Annotated in this window: 19 protein-coding genes; 2 read left to right on the forward strand and 17 right to left on the reverse strand. The window is 42.8% G+C overall.

The features are described from left to right. Positions 1 to 298: 298 nt before the first annotated feature. From P8F77_RS13760 to rsmH, 17 genes are all read right to left on the reverse strand, one after another. On the reverse strand, positions 299 to 1,564 hold the full coding sequence (locus P8F77_RS13760) for an SH3 domain-containing C40 family peptidase (protein WP_024726758.1): 1,266 nt from the start codon (positions 1,562 to 1,564) through the stop codon (positions 299 to 301). Positions 1,565 to 1,738: 174 nt separating this feature from the next. Next, a complete protein-coding gene (locus P8F77_RS13765; RefSeq protein WP_024726757.1) occupies positions 1,739 to 2,953 on the reverse strand; it encodes an LL-diaminopimelate aminotransferase in 1,215 nt (404 codons plus the stop codon). A gap of 34 nt (positions 2,954 to 2,987) precedes the next feature. Further along, complete coding sequence (locus tag P8F77_RS13770; protein ID WP_051405181.1) at positions 2,988 to 3,545, reverse strand: ANTAR domain-containing protein; 558 nt, start codon at positions 3,543 to 3,545, stop codon at positions 2,988 to 2,990. Positions 3,546 to 3,578: 33 nt separating this feature from the next. Beyond that, positions 3,579 to 4,910 carry a glutamine synthetase family protein gene (locus P8F77_RS13775; RefSeq protein WP_024726755.1) on the reverse strand — a complete coding sequence of 444 codons (1,332 nt, stop codon included), beginning with the start codon at positions 4,908 to 4,910 and terminating at the stop codon, positions 3,579 to 3,581. A gap of 172 nt (positions 4,911 to 5,082) precedes the next feature. Next, positions 5,083 to 8,283, reverse strand: a complete 3,201-nt coding sequence (carB, locus tag P8F77_RS13780) for a carbamoyl-phosphate synthase large subunit (protein ID WP_024726754.1) — start codon at positions 8,281 to 8,283, stop codon at positions 5,083 to 5,085. Beyond that, positions 8,276 to 9,355, reverse strand: a complete 1,080-nt coding sequence (locus P8F77_RS13785) for a carbamoyl phosphate synthase small subunit (RefSeq protein WP_148458686.1) — start codon at positions 9,353 to 9,355, stop codon at positions 8,276 to 8,278. Before P8F77_RS13785 ends, carB begins: the two co-directional genes overlap by 8 nt. A 181-nt stretch (positions 9,356 to 9,536) precedes the next feature. Further along, on the reverse strand, positions 9,537 to 10,142 hold the full coding sequence (locus tag P8F77_RS13790; RefSeq protein ID WP_034548907.1) for an epoxyqueuosine reductase QueH: 606 nt from the start codon (positions 10,140 to 10,142) through the stop codon (positions 9,537 to 9,539). A gap of 155 nt (positions 10,143 to 10,297) precedes the next feature. Next, positions 10,298 to 10,609 carry a YbjQ family protein gene (locus P8F77_RS13795; RefSeq protein ID WP_148458687.1) on the reverse strand — a complete coding sequence of 104 codons (312 nt, stop codon included), beginning with the start codon at positions 10,607 to 10,609 and terminating at the stop codon, positions 10,298 to 10,300. Next, positions 10,590 to 10,811: a hypothetical protein gene (locus P8F77_RS13800; protein WP_024726750.1), complete on the reverse strand. Its 222-nt coding sequence runs from the start codon at positions 10,809 to 10,811 to the stop codon at positions 10,590 to 10,592. Before P8F77_RS13800 ends, P8F77_RS13795 begins: the two co-directional genes overlap by 20 nt. A gap of 67 nt (positions 10,812 to 10,878) precedes the next feature. Then, positions 10,879 to 11,412 (reverse strand): nucleotide-binding protein, encoded by a 534-nt coding sequence (locus P8F77_RS13805; RefSeq protein ID WP_287517288.1) that lies wholly within the window; start codon positions 11,410 to 11,412, stop codon positions 10,879 to 10,881. Between the two features lie 338 nt (positions 11,413 to 11,750). Continuing rightward, positions 11,751 to 14,330, reverse strand: a complete 2,580-nt coding sequence (cas3, locus tag P8F77_RS13810; protein WP_287517287.1) for a CRISPR-associated helicase Cas3' — start codon at positions 14,328 to 14,330, stop codon at positions 11,751 to 11,753. A 75-nt stretch (positions 14,331 to 14,405) separates the two neighbouring features. Then, positions 14,406 to 15,164: a type I-B CRISPR-associated protein Cas5b gene (gene cas5b / locus P8F77_RS13815; RefSeq protein WP_287517286.1), complete on the reverse strand. Its 759-nt coding sequence runs from the start codon at positions 15,162 to 15,164 to the stop codon at positions 14,406 to 14,408. 3 nt (positions 15,165 to 15,167) lie between these two features. Then, positions 15,168 to 16,109: a type I CRISPR-associated protein Cas7 gene (locus P8F77_RS13820; protein ID WP_287517285.1), complete on the reverse strand. Its 942-nt coding sequence runs from the start codon at positions 16,107 to 16,109 to the stop codon at positions 15,168 to 15,170. Further along, positions 16,110 to 17,834, reverse strand: a complete 1,725-nt coding sequence (locus P8F77_RS13825; protein ID WP_287517284.1) for a CRISPR-associated protein — start codon at positions 17,832 to 17,834, stop codon at positions 16,110 to 16,112. It lies immediately after the preceding gene. A gap of 11 nt (positions 17,835 to 17,845) precedes the next feature. Beyond that, entirely contained in the window at positions 17,846 to 18,547 is a 702-nt protein-coding gene (cas6, locus tag P8F77_RS13830) for a CRISPR-associated endoribonuclease Cas6 (RefSeq protein ID WP_095142870.1), read from the reverse strand. 189 nt (positions 18,548 to 18,736) lie between these two features. Further along, positions 18,737 to 19,099, reverse strand: coding sequence for a ferredoxin domain-containing protein (locus P8F77_RS13835; RefSeq protein WP_287517283.1), 363 nt, complete (start codon positions 19,097 to 19,099; stop codon positions 18,737 to 18,739). A gap of 29 nt (positions 19,100 to 19,128) precedes the next feature. After that, positions 19,129 to 20,184 (reverse strand): 16S rRNA (cytosine(1402)-N(4))-methyltransferase RsmH, encoded by a 1,056-nt coding sequence (rsmH, locus tag P8F77_RS13840; protein ID WP_287517282.1) that lies wholly within the window; start codon positions 20,182 to 20,184, stop codon positions 19,129 to 19,131. A gap of 138 nt (positions 20,185 to 20,322) precedes the next feature. Here rsmH and P8F77_RS13845 point away from each other — a divergent pair, with 138 nt between their 5' ends. Further along, on the forward strand, positions 20,323 to 21,558 hold the full coding sequence (locus P8F77_RS13845; protein WP_287517281.1) for a peptidoglycan-binding protein: 1,236 nt from the start codon (positions 20,323 to 20,325) through the stop codon (positions 21,556 to 21,558). Between the two features lie 379 nt (positions 21,559 to 21,937). After that, complete coding sequence (locus tag P8F77_RS13850) at positions 21,938 to 22,240, forward strand: MATE family efflux transporter (RefSeq protein WP_287517280.1); 303 nt, start codon at positions 21,938 to 21,940, stop codon at positions 22,238 to 22,240. The last annotated feature ends 6 nt before the right edge of the window (positions 22,241 to 22,246 follow it).

Consider the following 22,246-nt stretch of genomic DNA (forward strand, 5'->3'; position numbering starts at 1 on the left):
TGTTTTCCGGCTTGCTGTCTCAGAGATGTAAGATTTTCTAACTTTCAGCAAAGTCTCTCCGGCGGCCCGTTCGGAACTCGCTGACGCTCAAACAGCCTCACTGTGCTTCGCACACCGCCTCCGAGCCTTTTCTGAAAGAAGAAAAACTAACATCTCTTCGAATGCAAGGCCTCCAAACCGGTCAAAATGGACATAATATTTACTGGATGGTTCCATTTGCTTTTTACAGAGAAACCGCCGTGGTTCACATTTGTGAACCGCGGCGGTTTCTTGGTATATGTAAATAATCTTCTCTCACTTAGTTGATGATGCGCACTGCTTTGCACGGTGTCCGGTATCCCATACTGGATACTTTGATGCCTCCCCTTGGATATGGGGCGGAATTGCTCGCGTGGACTACCTGACCGTTTCCAATGTACATGGTCACATGATTGATCCGGCCTCCCCGTTTATAGAACAGCAGATCTCCGGGTTTGACGCTGCTGATGGAGATGGTGCGTCCATCGTTTGCCTGGGAATAGGATGTTCTGCTGATGTTATAACCAAAATGACCGAGCACCTGCTGAGTAAATCCGGAACAGTCCGTGCCGTTTGTCAGGCTGTTTCCGCCGTAGCGGTACTTATTCCCCACAAACTTCAGAGCATAATTTACAACCTGCCGGCGGGTAGTTCCTGAGGAACTGCTCCCACTCTCCTGAGAAGAGGAATCCTGCCTTTCGCTCTCGGTTGTTCTCTCTGTACTCGCAGTACTCTTTGCTGTCTTTGTATTTTTTACCGTTGACTTTGCACTGGTATAGTAATACCCAATACTGACATAATCTTTTGCCAGATAGCCTTTGTCCCCGTCTGCCTTCACATTGACCCACTCTGCAGATTCTCCGAGGACTTTGTAGCTGTCATCTCTGGAGACCAGTGTCAAAACTTTTGCTTTGGTAGACTGTTTCTGTCTGACCTTCAGTGTATCTACTTTCACCACTGCTTTTTTCGGAAAATTATGTTCCTTTGCGTAACTGTGAATATTGCTTCCCCAGATCAGATACTCGTTCTTCACATAACCGGTCACTTTTCCGGAACGGATCCTGCTCCATTCTTTTCCCTTTTTTAATACTGTGCCGATGTTTCCTTTTTTGAACTTTCCAACCACAGGACTGGAAATACTCTTTTTCTTTCTGATATTCAGTACAGACCGCACGTTGGGTGTTGCCTTTCCCCTGTAAAATGAAGCAGAAAATTCAGGCTCTTTTGTCTTTTTCTGTACCGCAGCCGTCACCGGCTGTTTTGCTGTCACCTTTTGTTTTGCGGAAGTCGCTGCCGGCTGCTTTTTAACTTCTGTAATATGCTGTGTCTTTGTCGTCTTCTTCACTGCCGCCGTAGCCGAGGCTGCTTTTACATTTTTCTTTGGTGCTGAACTGTCTGACTCTGTGTACTGTTCCATAGCTGCCGCAGATCCCGCAAGACCGGTCTGGTACTGATCGCCTTTGGCGTCTGCGAATGTAGAAACTCCGAGAATGAATGCCAGTGACAGTCCGGCTGCCATCGTTCCCTTTGCTATCTTATGCTTCATATCCCTCTGTGTCTCCCTCTCCTTCCTGCGTATTGTGAACTTATTATAACATTATTAAAATTAACTTAACACATTCTGTGTAAAATGTCAATGAATCGTCATATTTTGACAAAACTCTGTGTCAGGAACTTTAAAAGGACCATGCCGGCAAAGGCATGGTCCTGCAAAATACATTTATATATTTTTAATCCGTTCAATGGCTTTCACCGTATTCTCGTAATTTCCAAATGCCGTGAGCCGGAAATAGCCTTCCCCGCTCGGTCCGAATCCTGATCCCGGTGTTCCCACCACATTCGCCTGCTCCAGCAGGTGGTCAAAGAAATCCCAGGAAGACATTCCCTCCGGAGTCTTTAACCAGATATATGGTGCGTTGACTCCGCCGGACACGGTATATCCCGCTTCTTTTAATCCCTCAAAGATGACTTTTGCATTATTCATATAGTAGCCGACCTGTTCTTTCAGCTGGGCTTTTCCCTGCTCTGTATAAACAGCCGCTCCCGCTTTCTGAACAATATATGGTGCACCGTTATATTTTGTTCCGTGGCGTCTTGCCCATAAATCATGGAGTTTTACGTCTCCGCATTTCAGATCCTTCGGAACCACCGCATATCCCAGGCGCACACCGGTAAAGCCTGCATTTTTAGAAAAACTCTTTAACTCAATGGCACAGTTCCGTGCTCCTTCACACTCATAGATGGTGTGGGCCACATTATCTTCTGAAATATATGCCTCATATGCCGCATCATAAATGATGACCGCTCCGTTTTTGTTGGCATAATCCACCCAGCCCTGAAGCTGGTCTTTTGTGATCGTAGAACCAGTCGGGTTATTTGGGAAACACAGATAAATAATATCCGGCACTTCCTCAGGAAATTCCGGCGCGAAATTATTCTCTGCCGTACACGGCATATAGATCACATCGCTCCATGTCTCACTCTTTGGGTCATAGGTACCCGTTCTGCCTGCCATGACATTGGTGTCTACATAGACCGGGTAAACAGGATCGCAGACAGCGATTTTATTATCCTGTGCAAAGATCTCCTGGATATTTCCCGAGTCACACTTTGCTCCGTCGCTGACAAAGATCTCGTCCGCCTCAATCTGCGCGCCCCGTGACCTGTAATCACCTTCCATGATAGCATTTCTTAAAAATTCATATCCAAGGTCCGGTGCATAGCCATGAAAGGTCTCCGCTGCCGCCATCTCATCCACTGCGCCGTGAAGCGCCTCGATGATCGACGGAGCCAGCGGCTGTGTCACATCCCCGATCCCCAGACGGATAAGCTCTTTGTTCGGATTGGCTTCCTGGTATGCATTGACCTTTTTGGCAATGGTTGAAAACAAATAACTTCCTGGTAATTTTAAATAATTTTCGTTAATCTTAAACATGATGTCCTCCTAATAATTTACTATAAAAGTCCGTTTAGTATCTATATGAATCCCGGATCATCTTAGCCATTTCAATCAGTCCCACACCGCTGTTCATGCTGCGGCGCTGAATATACTCGTGGGCTTCCTGTTCTGAGATCCGGTTGTTTTTCATCAGCAGTTCCTTCGTTTCTTCGATGATCTCCAGCTCTTCCCTCGTACGCTGTCTCGGCCTGTGCCGTTTTTTCTTCTGAGCGTTGCACAGAGCGTCCGCCATTTCCCGTACTTTTTCCATCAGAAACGGGGGCTTTAAAGGCATTGGCAGATACTCCATCCCCTGGATATCCAAAAATTCCAGACTCGCCTGTGGAGCTAAAACAATCATCCTGAATCCGTCAGGGAGATATTCTCTCAGTTCACTGCAGACCATGTCCGCAAACTTATATCCGCAGACGATCAGCCCGTCTTCCAGGCTTTCGGCCCGCTGCATGATCTGGGCGCCTGTGACACAGGCAGCCGTCACTTCAAATCCGTTTCTCACAAGCAGGTTGCGGATACTCCTTGCCTGCTCCTGTTTCGGGAAAAGAACAAAAATATGAACCAAGCTTCCCACCTCCCCGTATGAATGACGCCTGCCTTCTGCCTGTCAAATCTTGTACAAATATTCATCTATTTCCCACTGAGAGACATTTTTCTGATAAGATTCCCATTCTCCCTGTTTTGCATCCAGATACCGGTCAAAAATATGATGTCCGAGCACCTCTTTCATGAACTCACTGTCCTTGAACAGGTCCATTGCCTCCTTCATATCCCTTGGAAGGGCCCCGATACCGGCTTTTAATTTTGCCTTCTCTGTAACTTCGTATTGATTCTTTGTAGATGCCTTTCCGGGCTGCAGCTTATTTTCAAGGCCGTCGATCCCTGCCGCGAGGCTCACTGCAAGCGCAAGGTAAGGATTGGCCGCAGAATCCGGGCTTCTGAATTCCAGACGTGTTCCGCTTCCTCTGGCCGTCGGCACACGAATCAGCGGACTTCTGTTTGCCGGAGACCAGGAAATATCCACCGGAGCCTCATATCCCGGCACGATGCGCTTATAGGAATTCACCAATGGATTTGTGATCAGCGACATCTCCGGCGCATGCTTCATCAGGCCTGCCATAAAGTGGTACGCCTCATCGCTGAGCCCCAGTTCGCCTCTGGAGTCTGCGAACATATTCTGGCCTTCGCTCCAAAGAGACATATTAAGGTGCATTCCGGAACCATCCACACCGGAGATCGGCTTCGGCATAAAGCTCGCATACAGCCCATGCCGTTTTGCAATGTACTTTACTACAAATTTAAAGGTGAGGATATTGTCCGCAGTACGGAGTGCATTGTCGTATTTAAAATCAATCTCATGCTGAGCCGGAGCCACCTCATGGTGAGAGGCTTCGATCTCAAATCCCATATTCTCCAGATTCAGGATCATATCTCTTCTGGCCGCCTCACCAAGATCCAGCGGCGCCACATCAAAATAGCCTGCTTTTTCATGAGTCAGCGTCGTGGGACAGCCTTCCTCGTCCGTGTGGAACAAAAAGAATTCACACTCCGGCCCTACATTGAAATTATATCCAAGCTTCTTGCTCTTCCTGAGCACTTTCTTCAGGATATAGCGGGAATCCCCGATGAATGGAAGTCCGTCCTGTCCGTACACGTCACAGACCAGTCTCGCGACTTTTCCGCTCTGGGAATGCCATGGAAATATGAGAAAGCTGTCCAGATCAGGGTACAGATACATGTCGGATTCTTCTATCCGCACAAAACCGTCCACTGAAGACCCGTCAAACATACACTTATTATCCAATGCTTTTTCCAGCTGTCTTGCAGTGATTGCCACATTTTTAAGCGTCCCGAACACATCGGAAAACTGCAGCCGGATAAACTGTACGTCATTTTCCCTGACCAGATCTATGATGTCCTGCTTGGTATATCGGTCCATATCATCACTCCTCTTTTCTTTTTTAATATCTGACTTAAAATTACAGCCAGCGGTTAAGATAATTCTATCAAGTTACATTTTTATTGTCAATCAGGGCAGAGGGAACACCGTCCTCCTGTAATACTGAAAAAAGGGGTACCTTTAATAGACTTAAAGGTACCCCGTTGTACGTTTAAATTTGTGCAATGTCCACAACTGATAAATTGTCTCTACTTCCTGATTCCAGGCTGGTGAGCAGTGCATCTGCCGTATCCAGACTGGTCAGACAAGTCACACCGGTTTCAATCGCATAACGGCGGATCAGGAATCCGTCCCTGCTGCGCCCTACTCCCTGAGAAGGTGTATCTATGATTAAATCTATTTTATCATCTAAAATCAAATCAAGCAAGTTCGGAGATTCTTCTTCCAGCTTGTTGATCGGATGGGCAGGCACGCCGTTTTCATTCAGCACTCTGCACGTGCTCCTTGTGGAGAAAATTTCGTATCCAAGATCCACGAATCTTCTTCCGATATCCACCGCATCGATTTTATCTGAATCCTTCACCGTGAGAATCATCTTCTTGTACTTCGGAAGGTTGATTCCCGCTCCGAGGAACGCCTTATACAATGCCTCATTGTAGTTTTTGGAAACTCCCAGACATTCTCCGGTGGATTTCATTTCCGGCCCTAAGCTGACTTCCGCGCCCCTCAGTTTTTCAAAGGAGAACACCGGTTTTTTAATCGCATAATATTCAGACTCTTCCTGGAGTCCCGGCTTATATTCCAGATTCCTGATCTTGGCTCCGGCGATCACTTTGGCAGCCAGATCTACGATCGGAATTCCGGTTACCTTGCTGATGTAAGGTACCGTACGGCTGGAACGAGGATTTACCTCGATGACATAAACCTCCTCATCACAGACAATAAACTGGATATTGATCAGGCCGACTACATTCAATGATTTCGCCAGCTTCCTTGTATACTCTGCGATCACCCGTTTCACCTTATCACTCAGGTTGATCGTCGGGTAGACGGAAATACTGTCTCCGGAATGAATTCCGGCACGCTCGATATGTTCCATGATACCAGGAATGATGATCTCTTCCCCGTCACATACGGCATCCACTTCCACTTCTCTTCCGACCAAATATTTGTCGATCAGGATCGGATGCTCCTGGGTCTGGCGGTTGATGATCTCGATAAAGGATACAATATCTTCATCGGAAACAGCAATCTGCATTCCCTGTCCTCCAAGAACATAGGACGGCCTTACAAGAACCGGATAACCCAGGTCATGTGCTGCGTTCAGCGCCTCCTCGCATGTAAATACGGTCGTTCCCTTTGGTCTTGGGATACAGCACTCTTCCAGAATTTCATCGAACAGCTCTCTGTCTTCGGCCGCATCTACATTTTCTGCACTTGTCCCGAGGATCGGAACTCCCATCTCCATCAGAGCCTGTGTCAGCTTAATCGCAGTCTGTCCTCCGAACTGCACTACGGCTCCGTCCGGTTTTTCCAGATCCACGATACTCTCCACATCCTCGGCTGTCAGCGGTTCAAAGTAAAGCTTATCTGCCACATCAAAGTCCGTGGAAACCGTCTCCGGATTGTTATTGACGATGATGGTTTCATACCCTACGTCTCTTAATGCCCATACGCTGTGCACAGAACAGTAGTCGAACTCGATTCCCTGTCCGATACGGATCGGTCCGGAGCCCAGTACCATGACTTTTTTCTTCTTGCTCAGCTCTTCTACTTCGTTTTCACTTCCGTATACAGAATAATAGTAAGGAGTGCTCGCCTCAAATTCAGCTGCGCATGTGTCTACCATCTTATAAGCCGCATGAAGACCAAACTGGTTTCTCAGCTGCTTGATCTCTTTTGCAGTTTTCCCTGTCAGCTTTCCGATAACAGAATCCGGGAACTCCAAGCGCTTTGCCTCTGCCAGCAGTTCTCTATCCAATTCCCCTGCTTCTTTCAATTTCTTTTCCATCTCTACCAGAACGGCAATCTTATCTAAGAACCAGCGGTCGATCTTTGTGATATTGAAAATAGTATTGTAATCAAATCCTCTGCGGATTGCCTCTGCGATCACATAGATCCTCATGTCGTCGATCTTTTCTAATTCCTTTGTCAGTTCTTCATCTGACATGTCCCCGTAGCTGCCAAAGATCAGGCTGTCTACATTTTGTTCCAGAGAACGGATGGCCTTCATCAGGGCACCCTCGAAGTTGTCGCAGATACTCATGACTTCTCCGGTAGCTTTCATCTGAGTCGTCAAAGTTCTCTTTGCATGAATGAATTTATCAAACGGAAGACGCGGCATTTTTACAACGCAGTAATCCAGCATCGGCTCGAAGCTTGCATAAGTCTTTCCTGTGATGGCATTTGGAATTTCATCCAGATTATATCCGATGGCGATCTTTGCCGTCACCTTTGCGATCGGATATCCCGTAGCCTTGGACGCCAGCGCAGAAGAGCGGCTGACACGAGGGTTTACCTCGATGACACAATATTCAAAACTGTCCGGATTCAGCGCAAACTGTACGTTGCACCCGCCGTTTACCTTAAGTTCTGTGATAATGTTCAGCGCAGAAGTACGCAGCATCTGGTATTCTTTGTCCCCTAAGGTCTGGGAAGGAGCCACTACGATGCTGTCTCCGGTATGAACGCCGACCGGATCGATATTTTCCATGTTACATACAGTGATGCAGGTTCCGCTTGCATCGCGCATCACTTCATATTCGACTTCTTTCCATCCGCCGATGTAGCGCTCTACCAGAACTTCCCCGACACGGCTCAGTCTGAGACCGTTTTCCAGGATCACTTCTAATTCTTCTCTGTCATGGGCGATTCCTCCGCCGCTTCCCCCTAAAGTATAGGCCGGACGGCAGACGACCGGATACCCGATCTCTTCGGCAAACTCAGCACCCGCTGGGATGTCTGTGACAACTTTTCCTGCCGCGATAGGTTCGCCGATCTTTTCCATCGTATCTTTAAATTCCTGGCGATCCTCAGCCTTTCTGATCGTAGTGGAGGAAGTACCGATCAGGCGCACTCCGCTCTTTTCAAGAAACCCTTTTTCTTCCAGCTCCATCGCCAGATTCAGCGCAGCCTGTCCTCCCAATGTCGGGAGAATACTGTCCGGTTTTTCCTTTTCTACGATCTTTTCCACGACCTCTGCAGTCAGGGGTTCAATGTAGACTTTATCTGCAATATCCTTATCGGTCATGATGGTAGCCGGATTAGAGTTCACCAAAACAACCTCGATTCCCTCTTCCTGAAGGGCACGGCAGGCCTGGGTTCCTGCATAGTCAAACTCTGCTGCCTGTCCGATGACGATTGGTCCGGATCCAATGACTAATACTTTCTTAATACTTTCAATCCTAGGCATTTTTTGCTCCTTTCATCATTTCAATAAATTCATCAAACAAGTAAGCGGTATCTACCGGCCCCGGGCTGGCCTCCGGATGGAACTGTACGGTGCGGACATTTTTCCCCTTATACCGGAGTCCCTCAATACTCTTGTCATTGACGTTGATAAATGAAACTTCTGCCAGATTCTTTGGTACACTCTCTTTTTTGATCACATATCCATGGTTCTGGGAAGAAATATAAACGCGGCCAGTAGCCAGGTCTTTTACCGGGTGATTGCCGCCCCGGTGCCCGAAACGCATCTTTCTCGTATCTGCTCCGTTTGCCAGAGCCATCAGCTGATGCCCCAGACAGATCGCAAAGATCGGCACATCACTGTCATATAATTTTTTTATTTCTTTTATAATGGACACACATTCTTTCGGATCTCCAGGCCCGTTGGATAACATAATCCCGTCCGGCTGATCCCCGAGGATTTCTTCTGCCGCTGTAAATGCCGGATAAACGGTCACATCACATCCTCTTTTGTTGAGAGAATTTGCAATGTTGCTCTTTGTACCCAGATCTAACAGGGCAACTTTCAGTCCGTCTCCCGGAAAATGTTCTTTTTCTTTTCTTGATACGGTCTTAACCGCGTCTTTTACCTGATATCCTTTTAATTTTGGAAGGAGCTCATCCAGATCATAGTCCGGATTAGTTGTGATCATGCCTCCCATACAGCCTTCTTCTCTCAAAATTTTTGTAATCGCTCTCGTATCCACTCCCTGGATTCCAGGAATATCATTAGCGATCAGATAACTTTCCAAATCCTGTTCACTTCTGAAGTTACTTGCGGTTCTTGATAATTCTCTTACAATAAAAGCCGAATGCCATGGCTTTACGGATTCCGCATCCTCAAGACATACACCGTAGTTACCGATCAGCGGATATGTCATGACGACTCCCTGTCCCTGATAGGACGGGTCCGTAAGCACCTCCAGGTAGCCTGTCATCGATGTATTGAATACAACTTCGCAGATGACTTCTTTCCTGGCGCCGAAACTTTTTCCTTTAAACACTTGCCCATCTTCCAAAATCAAAAATGCGTCCATGAATCTGTTTCCTCCTTAAAAATGTGCATAAAAAAAATATATCCAAAAATAAAAATCACGAATCCAAGCATTGATGCCAGACGCAGTTCAATGCAATATGTGGTATTATTTTAGATATATCTCTCTACAAATTGTAAAAATTTTATCACAAATAAAAACCTTTTGCAAGGGTTTTTGACAATTATTTTTTGTTTTTCGAAAAAACACACCCGCAAAACCTTTGTCGGTACAAGTCAAACTTTTGTGATAATTCCACAGAGCGTTTATAACCGTTTTTCTTTTTAAAATCGGACGGCAGAAACCTCACCTGGTACTGCGCCTCTAATTGCTGACCGATTTCATTGAGCCATTGGGCATTTTTCAGTGGGCTGATGGTAAGTGTCGTGGTAAAATAGTCACTTCCCAATTCTCCTGCCTTTTTCGCCGCCTCAGTAAGTCTCAGCCGATAGCACCGAAGACATCTCTTCCCGCCCTCCGGCTCTCTTTCATATCCTTTGACTGCCTGATAGAACTCTTCCGGACGAAACTCTTCCTTTATAAAAGATACTTTATCCGGAAGTTCCATCTCTGAGATCAGACGCTCCTGCTCCTTGGCTCTTTTTTCGTATTCTTCTTTGGAGTCAATGTTAGGGTTATAATAATATACTGTGATTTGAAAATACTTCGAGAGATATTCCAAAACATAACTGCTGCACGGGGCACAGCAGCTGTGCAGCAAAAGAGAAGGCCTCTTTCCCTGAAGCCCTTCTATGATACCGTCTAACTTTTTCTGATAATTTTCCTTCATCTTTTTCACTCCTGTGTATTATTATACACGAAAACAGCAGGATTTCAATTTATCAAAGTTGAAAATTGTACAAAGAGGACAAGTTTAATATTTTCCTCAGCAACAAAAAAACAGCATTGCCATCTGAATTACACCAGAACCGGCAATGCCATTGTTTATTTAAATTTAACTGCTGTGCCGTAGGCCATAATCTCGGCAGCACCCGACATGACTTCCGTTGATGCATAGCGGACACATACAACTGCATCTGCCCCTAATGCTTCTGCCTCCTCTACCATACGTTTTGTGGCAAGCGCCCTGGCTTCGTTCATCATCTCTGTATAGGCTTTCAGTTCACCGCCAACCAAATGTTTAAACCCCTGAGTAATATCTCTTCCTACATTTTTGGTCTGAATGGTATTGCCTTTGACCATTCCTAATGCTTCAAAATCTTTTCCCGGTATTGCTTCAGTAGTTACTAAGATCATCTTCCTCACCACTCCTTACTTCCTTAATGCGTTCAACGAGTACGAAAACGGAGACACCCGCCAGACAAAGCGGAATCAGACCGATCAGCAGACGGAGAACGACAGATAATGGAATGAGTACAAAAATCAGTCCAAAGTAAAATAATAAAAATGCGATTGTGAAAACCGTCACAATGATTGGGGCAATCAGCTTTTTCAGCATAAAGAATGCGTCTCCTTTTGTATTAATTTTATAATACAATAATATAATATTTTTATTATAGTGTCAATTAGAAAATTTTATCCAAATTAATGACGAAGCCGATTTCTTTTAGCTCTTTCAATACTTTTAATCGCCAGTCTTGTTTTTTATTATAGACAACACCTTGCAAATCTGTTGGTAATTCTACTTCTGGATCACAAATTAACAGTACTTTATCCCTACCTAATTTGTGAATAAAATATCCAGTTTCAAAAATAGCATTTTGCCTTGCTCTGCCTTTAAATCTTTTTTTATTTTTTTCTTTCCCGATGTCATCACAGGTCAAGAGACAAATAGCGGCATCTACCTCACTATATTTTTCCAGTTTTTCAAAGATTGTGAGACCTGCATTCATGCATTCATCCAATAACACAACCTCAATTCCTTGTTTTTCCAGCACTCTAGTAATCTCTTCTTTTAAAGCTATATCATGACCATGAACTAAAAAAACTTTTTTTAAACTTTTTGACTTTGTAGGTTTTACTATGTATGTTTTTTTTAGACATACATAGTCAAAATTATCTTTTCTCTGAATATTATTAATTTTTGAAAAACAATCCATATTTGACCTCCACTCTTAGATACACTTTTAATTTTCTGACATTATTTTCATTTATAATGTATCACTATCTTAGTTGATTGTCAAATATCAATTAATATACGTGCTAGAAACATTTACAAAATAAATCTTCTAGATATTAAAAAATGCCTAACTTTTCTATCAAGTTAGACATTCACATCATATGTTACTGTTAATCGTAAGGCATCATAAAGATAAGCCCGTATGTTAATATTTCAAAACCTCTTAAGTTATAGTTTATCAAATATAATTATAACTATACTAATTTATTATGTCAATAACATAAATTTTGCATTTCTACTTTGAACTTTCAATGTCAATCACCCATCATTATTAAATATTTTTATATCTTCTCCTACATTCTGCATAAAATCTATCACCAGCCTTCCATTCTGAAAATACTTCTCCCCATCCTCAATCATATAGAGTTCCCCGATTTTGTCACTGTACATTAAGTCTGTTTTCTGGATCGTATAAGTAAAGTAGTTCATCCTACTCCTGACTTCTGAAAGCTCATATTTTTTCTTGGAATAATCCATTTTCTGATCCAACAAAAGTTCTTTGTACTTGTCCCAGATTTCCTTTCCATCGATTACTGTCCCATCTTCCTCTTCTACTTTTCGGCAAAGGTAAACTGACATGCTCCACATATCATCCTGAATCAGCTGCATTCTTTTTTCAATCTTAGTATGATCCAGGAGACCGAGCTGTGTCGCAAAAAATGCTGTGATTCCGTAATCTCCCGTACTTTCCATAAAGGTTTGCTTTAATACCTCTAAAACAGAACCGTAATATTTCTGAAACGCTTTTTCAGAAAGAATCACTCTCATTTCTTCATTGGCCAGCGTATATTCCAGATTTTCTATCCTGGCATCTCCGTCCCGGTAAATATGCCGCGGATTATCCATTTCAAAGAAGTATACGACTGCATCTTGCTTTTTACAGGACCTGTTGATCCTTCCCATAAACTGCTCCTCACTGTCCAATTTAGACCAGTTTTTATATCCGATATCCATGTCAATATCTACGCCGGCCTCGATCACCTGGGTTGACACCAAAATCATGCCCTGCTCCCCTGCGGAATCAATCTTTTTCAGCACCTGCTTTCTCTCCAGAATGCTCTGATCTCCTGTGAGCAGTTCAGCCGGTACTTCCAGTCGTCCATCCTCCTGAAGCATTTGAAAAAATGTATAAGCAGACTCTTTTTTTATAAATTCTACCAGGACCTTTTTCTTAAGCTCCTGTTGACTTAATACATGATCCAGCAGATCTTCCATGGTAAAGTCTTTTTTCATAAGACTGTAATCCGCATGTACTCTGTTTTTAAAAACCGGATGAGAAAAAAATTTCTCTCTGTCCCTGATCAGCGGCACGGCATTTTCAAGTTCCGGAGATAACACATCCAGGTTCGGCAGTGTGGCGGACATTATGATAATTTTCATATTAAGAAATGATGCAAATTCTTTTAAAAATAAAATAATCTCCGTCCAGATACTGTTTCGGTAACTCTGGATTTCGTCCAAGACAAGAACGCTGTTTGCCAGCTGATGAAAGCCAAATGTACTTTCTTTTCTGCTCCCGAACATCGTATCAAACAGGCTGACATGGGTCGTTAAGATCATAGGGTAATTTAAAAACTGGCGGTTCAGCAGTGCTTCCTGATAATATTGAAGCTCATCTGTTTTTAACTTAAACCGATCCATTGGAATCGGCTTCATGGAATTTACCACTGCAATATCCTCCATAACCTTTGATCCCCCGAATATTTTTTCCATAGACTCAAGGTTTTGCTCAATCAATGTATTAAATGGGTATACATAAAATATCTTTCCAATGCGAGAATTTTTCTTCATAAGCTGAAAGCTTAAATTGACAGCCAAATTCGACTTCCCGCTTCCGGTCGGTGCTTCAATGAAGAAAACGTTCTGATCCATATGCTTTTTTAATTCCCTTTCAGCATCCAGAAAAAGTTCCGTCCGCATAATATTGATATTCTCTTCTTTCTGCAGAGCTTTTTCTTCCAAATATTTTTCCTGCTCATAATTTCGTATTCCATGATTAAGTTCTGTCCCATAATATTGTCTGCAAAACTCATCCATATGCTCCATTCCGCCAAAATGCCTGATCTGCACTCCACTCATATATTCTGATGTAGCATAATGGTCACTGGCAACCAGCAGAGAATAGATCAGCCGTTCATACGCGTAAAAAAGAATCTGCCTGGTCCGGCTTTTTTTATCACGGGCTGTCTTTTTTACATTTCCTGCGGCTTTCCCAAGTTTTTCTCTTCCAAGAGAACACTTGAATCGCTTTTTATAAAATTCAAGATTTTCTTCATCTTCCAACATTTCAATCAAATGATAAATATCTTCATCTTCAAAACTTTTGAGATAATTTGCAAATGTGTCTAAATCACTGTGGTGTTTTGCTATCAAATAAGAATTCAGAAATAAGAACTCCTTCAGCTGCTTCTTATCACTCTTGTCAAGCGCCCATACTTTTTCCATAAAATATTCAAAATAAAGAACAGCCGAGATCAAAGAGTGATGGCTATTAGAAAAAATCTTTTTAGTCTCCGGCATTTCATGATCCATCTTCTCCTTCTGAAAATAAGGATTTACTTTTCCAAAATCATGAAAGGTTACAATTCCAAATATCATACTCCTGAAAAGATTCTTCGCGTCCCAGCTGATCTGATCAAAATATTTTTTTTCAAACACCTCCATGCAGTGCTCCAGATTCTTTTCCTCAAAAATCTTTAGAAAATAAGATTCTGCCAGATTGGTGTGCTCTTTTAATGTTTCTTTTTTCCTGTCATCTTTCTTTGGCTTGTGAGCAAAATACCGCTCCGGTTGTCTGATCAGATCCTCTATTTTTACAACATCTTTATCAAAATACATATCTGTTCCCCCTAATAATGTAAAAACCCGCCGGAAAGAATTCTGCTCAAAGACAGAATCCTCTCCGGCGGTATTTTAATAAAATACAATGATATTTTTTCCCGCCCGGTATAAGGGCAGTTCACACTCTTTTACATATTGGTTCGTATAGACAAACGGCTCTGTAACATAAAGGTTTGTGAAAGGGTCCAATGCATATGGCAGTCCTTCCTCATACTTATAGAAATCCTCTTCCTCATCGTCGTCTTCATCCAAATATGCAAATGTGACTTTTCCTTTTGGCATCAGACAATCCATTTGCCTGTTTTCCGGTGAAATTTCCTCTGCCTCCATAATCTCAGGATGCAAAAGATCCGCAGGATGGTCGTTCTTCCCGAGATAAGGAGAATAAACACAGCGCCTGCCCATCAAAGCTTCAGAGAGTTTACGGCTCTCCTCACAATCCAGGAGAATATAGATATCCCACTCCGGTGATTCTAGCCATTGTTCTTTTATGATCAGATTGCCGCCCTGCTCCTTGGAGGCATAGCCGACTGAATTATTAAAGTATTGGATTTTTTTCGGAATCCAGCCTTTCTCATTCTTCGGCACGATAGAAAGTCTGCAGTCTTTGAGCCGTTCATAAAACTCCGGGAAACCTGGTCCTGCCATGGAATGCTTTTTCCTTTTATCTGTTTTTATGGATTCATAGCCTGAATAGCCAAGTACGGCTCCAAAGATCCCGAGAAGAACAACTTTATGAATCTGGCCATAAGTAAAATAATAATAACTGTTCACATCCGGCTTCTTGAAAAACGCAGTCCTTCCTTTCAGAGTAACCTTGCATACTTCCATTGGCTACACCTCTTTTTGTGTAATGATATTATAGTATCTTGCTCCCTGGATTTCACAATCTAATTTGGTTGTATAAGGATTATAGTAAATTTCCACGCTTTTGATTTTGTCTGCGAGATCATCTAAAAATGCGGTATCTTCAAATGCGATGATGTTTTTATCCTCTCCCTTTGTAAATGTCATATATTCAGAGAGGTTCGGAAGATATAAATCCGGATCTGTCTCCACAAACAGAGCAAACTCATTTTCGCAGCCTTCTTTTGAGTTAGTGGCAAAAGCAGTGGCTGAAACTAACGCCGTGCGTTTGAAATTCTCATAGTCTTCTTCTGTGTATCCGTCAGTCACGCCCAGCTGGACAAACTCTTTATATGCCAGAGGATTTACAACAAACGGATAGAAATAATGAGCCTCATTGCTGACGATTTTTGTTCCGAGTGTAGAGTTTTTCGCTTCTTCCTTTTTATCGTCTTTCGATCCGTCCCTGAACGGAGATAAAATCTGCTGTTCCTCCGGGCTTGTCCCCTCATATTTATTGAATCCCTGTCCAAACTGAACGGCTCCGGTGATGGATATATTGTTTTTTTCTTCGGCAAACGTTGCTCCAAAATTTTTTACGTCTGCCGCTTGGAATAAGTTTGTGATCACTTCCTTTGTGTCATTACATTTTTTCAGATCCTCTATGCCATATAAATATTCGTACCGCTCTTTCAGGGAATTTGGAACCAATGTCACTTCACCCTTTTTCCCGTCGGAAAATTTCATAGATTTGATATAAAGAACTTTCTTCCCTTCATTGTCCCACATTTTTTTCATTGGATATTTCAGTGCCTTGTCACTGCCAAAGGTTGTTCCATCCTGTGCGGTTTTCGGATATCCGGTAAAATCGGCATTCCAGTTAGCCATAATTGAAGAAATTCCTAAGACTCCATATACTCTTTTATCCATTTACTTATCCTCCTTTGGTACATAAATCAGACTGCTGTGTAAATAGCCTGCTATCATCAAATCCTTCTCAAATTGCCCTTTCAGCTCATATTCCGTTATCATGCAGTAAAGGTTATTGAAACGTCTGCTCGATACTTCGATATCATAATTATATTTCAAGAAAAATTGTACCAGTTTCTTTTTTAAGACTGCATCTGTTTTTGCATTTAAAAACGGATTTACCAATGCATGTGTCTTCTTTTTTCCTTTATTTAATGAAATATAATACTGTACCAGCTGTCCGACGGCAAAAAAGTATTCATTATCTGACTGTATTTCAGATGTTTCCTTCGCATCCAGTTTTGCCTTTAAATCGGTCACTATCTGATTAATTCTATTCTCCATCGTATCCTCTCCTTTATCCGAAAAATATTCCAACAGTGAGTGGCGCAAATTAAAGCAGTCCATGGCCTTAAAAATGTAGCCTTCCTTCAACGCTCCCAGTACTAAATCCAAAGATACGTTTCCCAGAACCTTTGCGGCCTGCACCTCTTCATCTTTGTACAGCCAGTCAAAAATAGCTTCCCTGGAAATGATGAGATTCCGCTTGATATATCCATCATTCATTCCCAGTTTATCCTGGGGCGTAAAATAATTGCCCTTCAGAAATTTAGAAAAGAAAACTGCGTCCAGCAGACTCTGGATCTTCTCTTTCGTATAATAAGTGCCATATTCGGTTCCTTCTTTATGCTCTTTCGGAGTATAGGAAAGGGCATTTCGATATACTAACGGCCTTCTTACAGAAGGGTGATAACTTGGAATAATATCGCTGCTGTGGATTTCTACTTCTTTTCCTTTTTGAATCCGCAGATAATATCCCTTAAAATCACGATCAATGATTTCATTGTTTTTGAACGCACATATCGTCCTTTGATCCGTATCGATATATACATTGGATTTACCCGCCATGGCAAAGTTCATCAGATGATCAAAAAACTTTTTCTGAAGAAGGACTTCCTCTTTGTTCAGCAGAAACGGCACCTCAATTTTTTTCGTACGGCTGGACAGGAAAGGTTTTTTCGCATTCATTCCGAGATTGTTATTTGGCAGGCCGTAAACTTCGCCTTTCATCTCCAGATTATAATCATTGCTGTTATAAATATTCGGCACCAGATATCTGTCATTTTCCCGTTGATACTGCTCCATCGGTGCTTCAAAAAATATTTTCAGATAATCTTTTTTGGAAAGATCCACATCCAGCTGAAAAATATTCTCTTTTATCCACATGCGGTTCTTTTCTGCTATATCCCTAGAAACACCTCCGATTTCTTCTTCCAGCATTTGATAAATCTTCAATGTCTGTCCCTTATATTTAAGCTCCGGATGGCTGACCGCATCAAAATAACGATCAATGGCTTCCGCATCCAGTTTTCCGTTTTGAAAACTCTCTTTCTTCACAAAAAATGAAAGATAATTATTGGAATGAATGATTTTTTTGTTGTCCTGCGGTTTATTCATATCGATCAGCCTGCTGTAATAGTCATACTGGCAGATTTTAGTGAAATAACGGTTGGTGCGGTTTATCTGACCGCTTTTTTTATCGAGTTCAATTTCCACAGGCTCCAATAATGTTCCGTCTTCCTTCACGATCAGATATGTTCCGTTGGCCGGTATGTAAGAATCGAACAGCAGATTATTGTTTTGCTGTAATTGTTCCTTGAATATTTCCGTACACTCTCTAAGCAAAATGCTACCTCCTACATCCACCTGTAATTTACAAAACCAGCCCCCCGCGCATTTATTTCTCCCAGTCCTGTTCCCAGAGTCATATAACTCAGTTCCTGTGACAATTCATTGTCCGCTACCTTTAACGTAATTTTATCTCCTAAAAGTTTTATTTTCTTATAAGAAACAGTGATCGGAGTTCTGTTTTTGACCTCAATCATACGAATGAATTCAAAATCTTCATCTATCTTTGTATCGCAGAAGGCATTATATTTTTTTATAAGATTTACGGTCAGTCTTTTTTCATACTCCTGTAAAGAAAAAACACCCCTCCAGTAGCGCTCTGCTTTCACAATCACCGGAGAGATAGAATAAATCGTATCAATAATTTTCTTTTCTTTGGGGATAATTTTGATTTCGCAGGTTAATGCCTGCATCTCATCGGATCGCTCATGAATTAATTTTTCGGAAAATACTTTTGCAAGCTGTGGATCAATGGTGCGGATTGTTATGACATACACCTTATCCTTTTTATAAATTTTGTCCTTTTCTAATGGATATGGATTTCCAAAAGAATAATTTTTAAATTGATTTGCCTCATGAAATTTTTGAAGTGCTTCGTCTCTGCTCAGACAAATGTCAATCAGTGCGGCTGTCTTCTTTTGAACTGCTTCTACAGGGATATCTTCTAACAGATATACTTTTAGCCGAATTTCAAAAACTTGTAAATCCACTGCCCCACCCCTTTCTTTTGTATGCACCCTCATATCGTATAAATGCTGATAGTACCTATCATAACGACTGCCTTAGAGGGAATGATTCATTAATAGCTTTTATACACAAACCACTCTATTGTTCTATTTTACTATATTTTTCAAAATTATACAACATTTTTTAGCCATTCTTCAGCTTCCCTTAAACAGTTATTTGCGGTCAAAATAAGGTGCCTTTCCTGCTGCCGCCAGCGGAATTCCAAGGATCATCTTCACTTCCGGTCCCAGCATCCCTAATGATAATGCTCCTTTTCCAACAGAAAACATGATCCGATTATCCACATGATTCATGGACGCCACGCTGACTGCCGAGCCCAATGCAATTCCCAGATCCATCGGATCAAATACACAGATGCTTTGGTTCTCCCTGCATCCCTGGCAGTTTGCCTGATTGCACCAACCACAGCACTCATTCAGTCCTCTTGCTTTCGGTGCGGTTCTGGCAGCAGTACACATCTGTCTGGCTGTCTGAAGCACGCCTTCCATTTCCAGTTCTTTTTCCTCATAAATCATCCCTTCATCCTCCTGACTTATAGAACTTATTACGCCTTTATAGCCCATCTCATCTTTGTCGACCGTGCACGGCTGTTCATCCTGCATTCTTCTGCCGACGGACGGATCACATTGGTTGAAATCTCTTGATAAATCCCTTCCCGCAGCAGACGTTTAAAAGATTTTTTTACCAGTCTGTCTTCCCCGGAGTGAAAGGTCAGGATTGCAGCCCGGCCGTCCTTTGCCAGTACATTGGGCAGCTTTTCTAAAAATTCATACAAAACTTCAAACTCACTATTTACATCAATCCGCAAAGCCTGAAATGTTCTCTGGCACGTTTTCTTCACGGCTCCCTTCTTCTCATGCTCCGGCAGAAATTCCAGAGCCTCTTCGATCACTTCCCTCAATTTTGTAGTCGTATCGATGGCTGTTCCCTTTTTAATCTTAGAGACAACGGCACGGGCGATCACGTCAGCATAAGGCTCATCTGAATTCTCCATCAGCATCCCCTGTAACTCCTGTCTTGTGATGTTTCTAAGCCTCTCCGCTGCTGAAACTCCTTTTTCAGGATTTAGGCGCAGATCCAGCGGACCTTCTGTTTTGTAGGAAAATCCCCTGTCCGGATTGTCAATCTGCATGGACGAGACGCCTAAATCCGCCAGGACAAAATCAAACGGTCCTGCTTCTTTCGCTATTTCGTCAATCTTTGCAAAATTCAGCTGACGGATCGTTAAAATTTCCGGTCCGTAACCAAGTTTCTCTAGGCGTTCTCTAGTTTTCTTAAGTTCTATGGCATCCACATCCAGAGCATACATATGTCCTTTCGATTCCAGACATTTCATCATCTCCAGCGTGTGCCCTCCATAACCTAACGTTGCATCCAGACCGGTCTGTCCCGGTTTGATCTGGAGGAACTCAAGGATTTCTCTCACACAGATAGAAATGTGCATGCCGGCAGGCGTACTGCCTTTTTGAATAATTTTTGCAACCGTGTCCGGATATTTTTCCGGGTGAAGTTCCTTATACTTTTCTTTATAATTTCTAGGATGGGTTCCGCTGTACCGGATACGTCTCTTGTGCTTCTGTTTTTCTTCCTGATTTTCCATGATTACCTCTTTCTCTTTTTGCTTCCTATTCTTTTCTAATGTTATCATATTTCTTAAATCTAGGAAACACACATCAGAAGTGACTCTGGTTATATTTTTATCACGCCGGCATATAGTAAAAGAAAAAGGATTTTTTAAATGGCAGACAAAGGCAACTTAAAAATTCAAGTAAACTCTACCATTGGATATGTTCCGGTGCGGAATGCTACTATATCTATCTCCTATACCGGAGAATCCGATCAGGTTCTAGAGGAAGTAACCACTGATCAGAACGGACAGACCGAAGAGGTAGCGCTTGATGCTCCTCCGGTGGAATACAGTCTTTCCCCGAGTGAAAACCAGCCATACTCAGAATATAATCTGCATGTGACAGCACCCGGCTATGAGCCGGTAACGATCTCGGGAGCTCAGATTCTGGCAGATACAAACGGTCTTCAAAATGTTTCCATGGTTCCCTTGGAAACTGCAACTACAACACTTGATAATATAGTCATAGGCCCTCATACCCTCTGGGGGGATTATCCTCCTAAAATTGCAGAAGATGAGATCAAGCCAGTCAATGAATCCGGTGAGATCGTACTTAGCCGGGTAGTGATCCCTGAATTCGTCATTGTCCACGACGGAGCTATTACTGACCAGACCGCCCAAAACTATTATGTGCGCTATAAAGACTACATTAAAAATGTGGCTGCCTGTGAGGTTTACTCCACATGGCCTCGTTCGTCCCTGGAGGCCAACATTCTGGCGATCATGTCCTTTACTCTGAACAGAGTTTACACTGAGTGGTACAGAAACAAAGGACACGACTTTACGATTACTTCCTCCACCGCCTATGACCACAAATGGATCAATGGAAAGACAACATATGATTCCATCAACACCATTGTGGATGAAATCTTCGCCAGTTATCTGTCCCGGCCGAACGTGCGCCAGCCGATCCTGACACAATACTGTGACGGCAAACGGGTAAGCTGTCCGGAGTGGATGACACAATGGGGTTCTAAGTATCTGGGAGATCAAGGATATACTCCTATCGAAATTCTCAGATATTACTATGGAGAAAGTATGTATATCAATACCGCAGAGCAGATTTCAGGCATTCCTTCCTCCTGGCCGGGTTATGATCTGTCCATAGGCTCCACCGGCGAAAAAGTCCGTCAAATGCAGGAACAATTAAACCGGATCGCAAAGGACTATCCTTCTATTCCTACGATACCGGTGGACGGTACATACGGACAGCAGACGGCCAATGCCGTGAGAGTATTCCAAAATGTATTCGGCCTTGGACAGACCGGAGTCGTAGATTATCCAACCTGGTATAAGATCAGCGAGATCTACGTGGCAGTGAGTCGGATCGCGGAACTTAATCCATAAGTTTTTCATCACTATTTCCGTCACGCTTTGAAATGCGTTCCTCCAATAGTGATAAAAAACGATCGCTGAATGGCTCCTTTTGTTTAAAGGATACTTATCCAGCAGAGATATCGTCCATTCATAAAGGCGGTGGGGTTCAATTCCCGCTGCCTTTTCCTTTGTATATCTGCAATTCTAAAAAGTATCTGTCTGTTGTATTTTCAGGAAGATATAGGATTTGGTCTCTTCTCTTTTCCTATGATGTATAATGCCCTGCTGATAAAATACAGTCAGATTTAATCTCTGGGACAATGTATACAGCTTTGTTATTTCACTCATGTAGGCTTTATCATCCGTCTTCATCGGCCGCGGAAATGACCGGAAGGCTCTGCACTCTTTTATGAACAGTATATTCCTGGTGTTGATTTTTTCAGGTTCCATGACAGTGTTCAGCTTTTTGTTTTCAGACCAGATTGCTGCCTTTCTGGGTGCCAGCGGAGAGCTTGTCTCCCTAACTTCGGATTATCTCAGGTACTATATTTTATTCGGTATCTCCGGCCTCGGACAGGTGATCTCCTGTATGATCATGCTGCCGCATTTTATCCACGGGAAAGGAAAACTGACCCGGCAAAAGAACAAAGTGTGCAAACCTGTCTCATCGCTTAGGCCCCCATTCTTTGAGGGGCTTGACAAATTTGCGTGACAAGGT

Origin of the sequence: Anaerostipes sp. PC18 (genome assembly GCF_039789045.1) — a bacterium.
Lineage (GTDB): Bacteria > Bacillota > Clostridia > Lachnospirales > Lachnospiraceae > Anaerostipes > Anaerostipes hominis.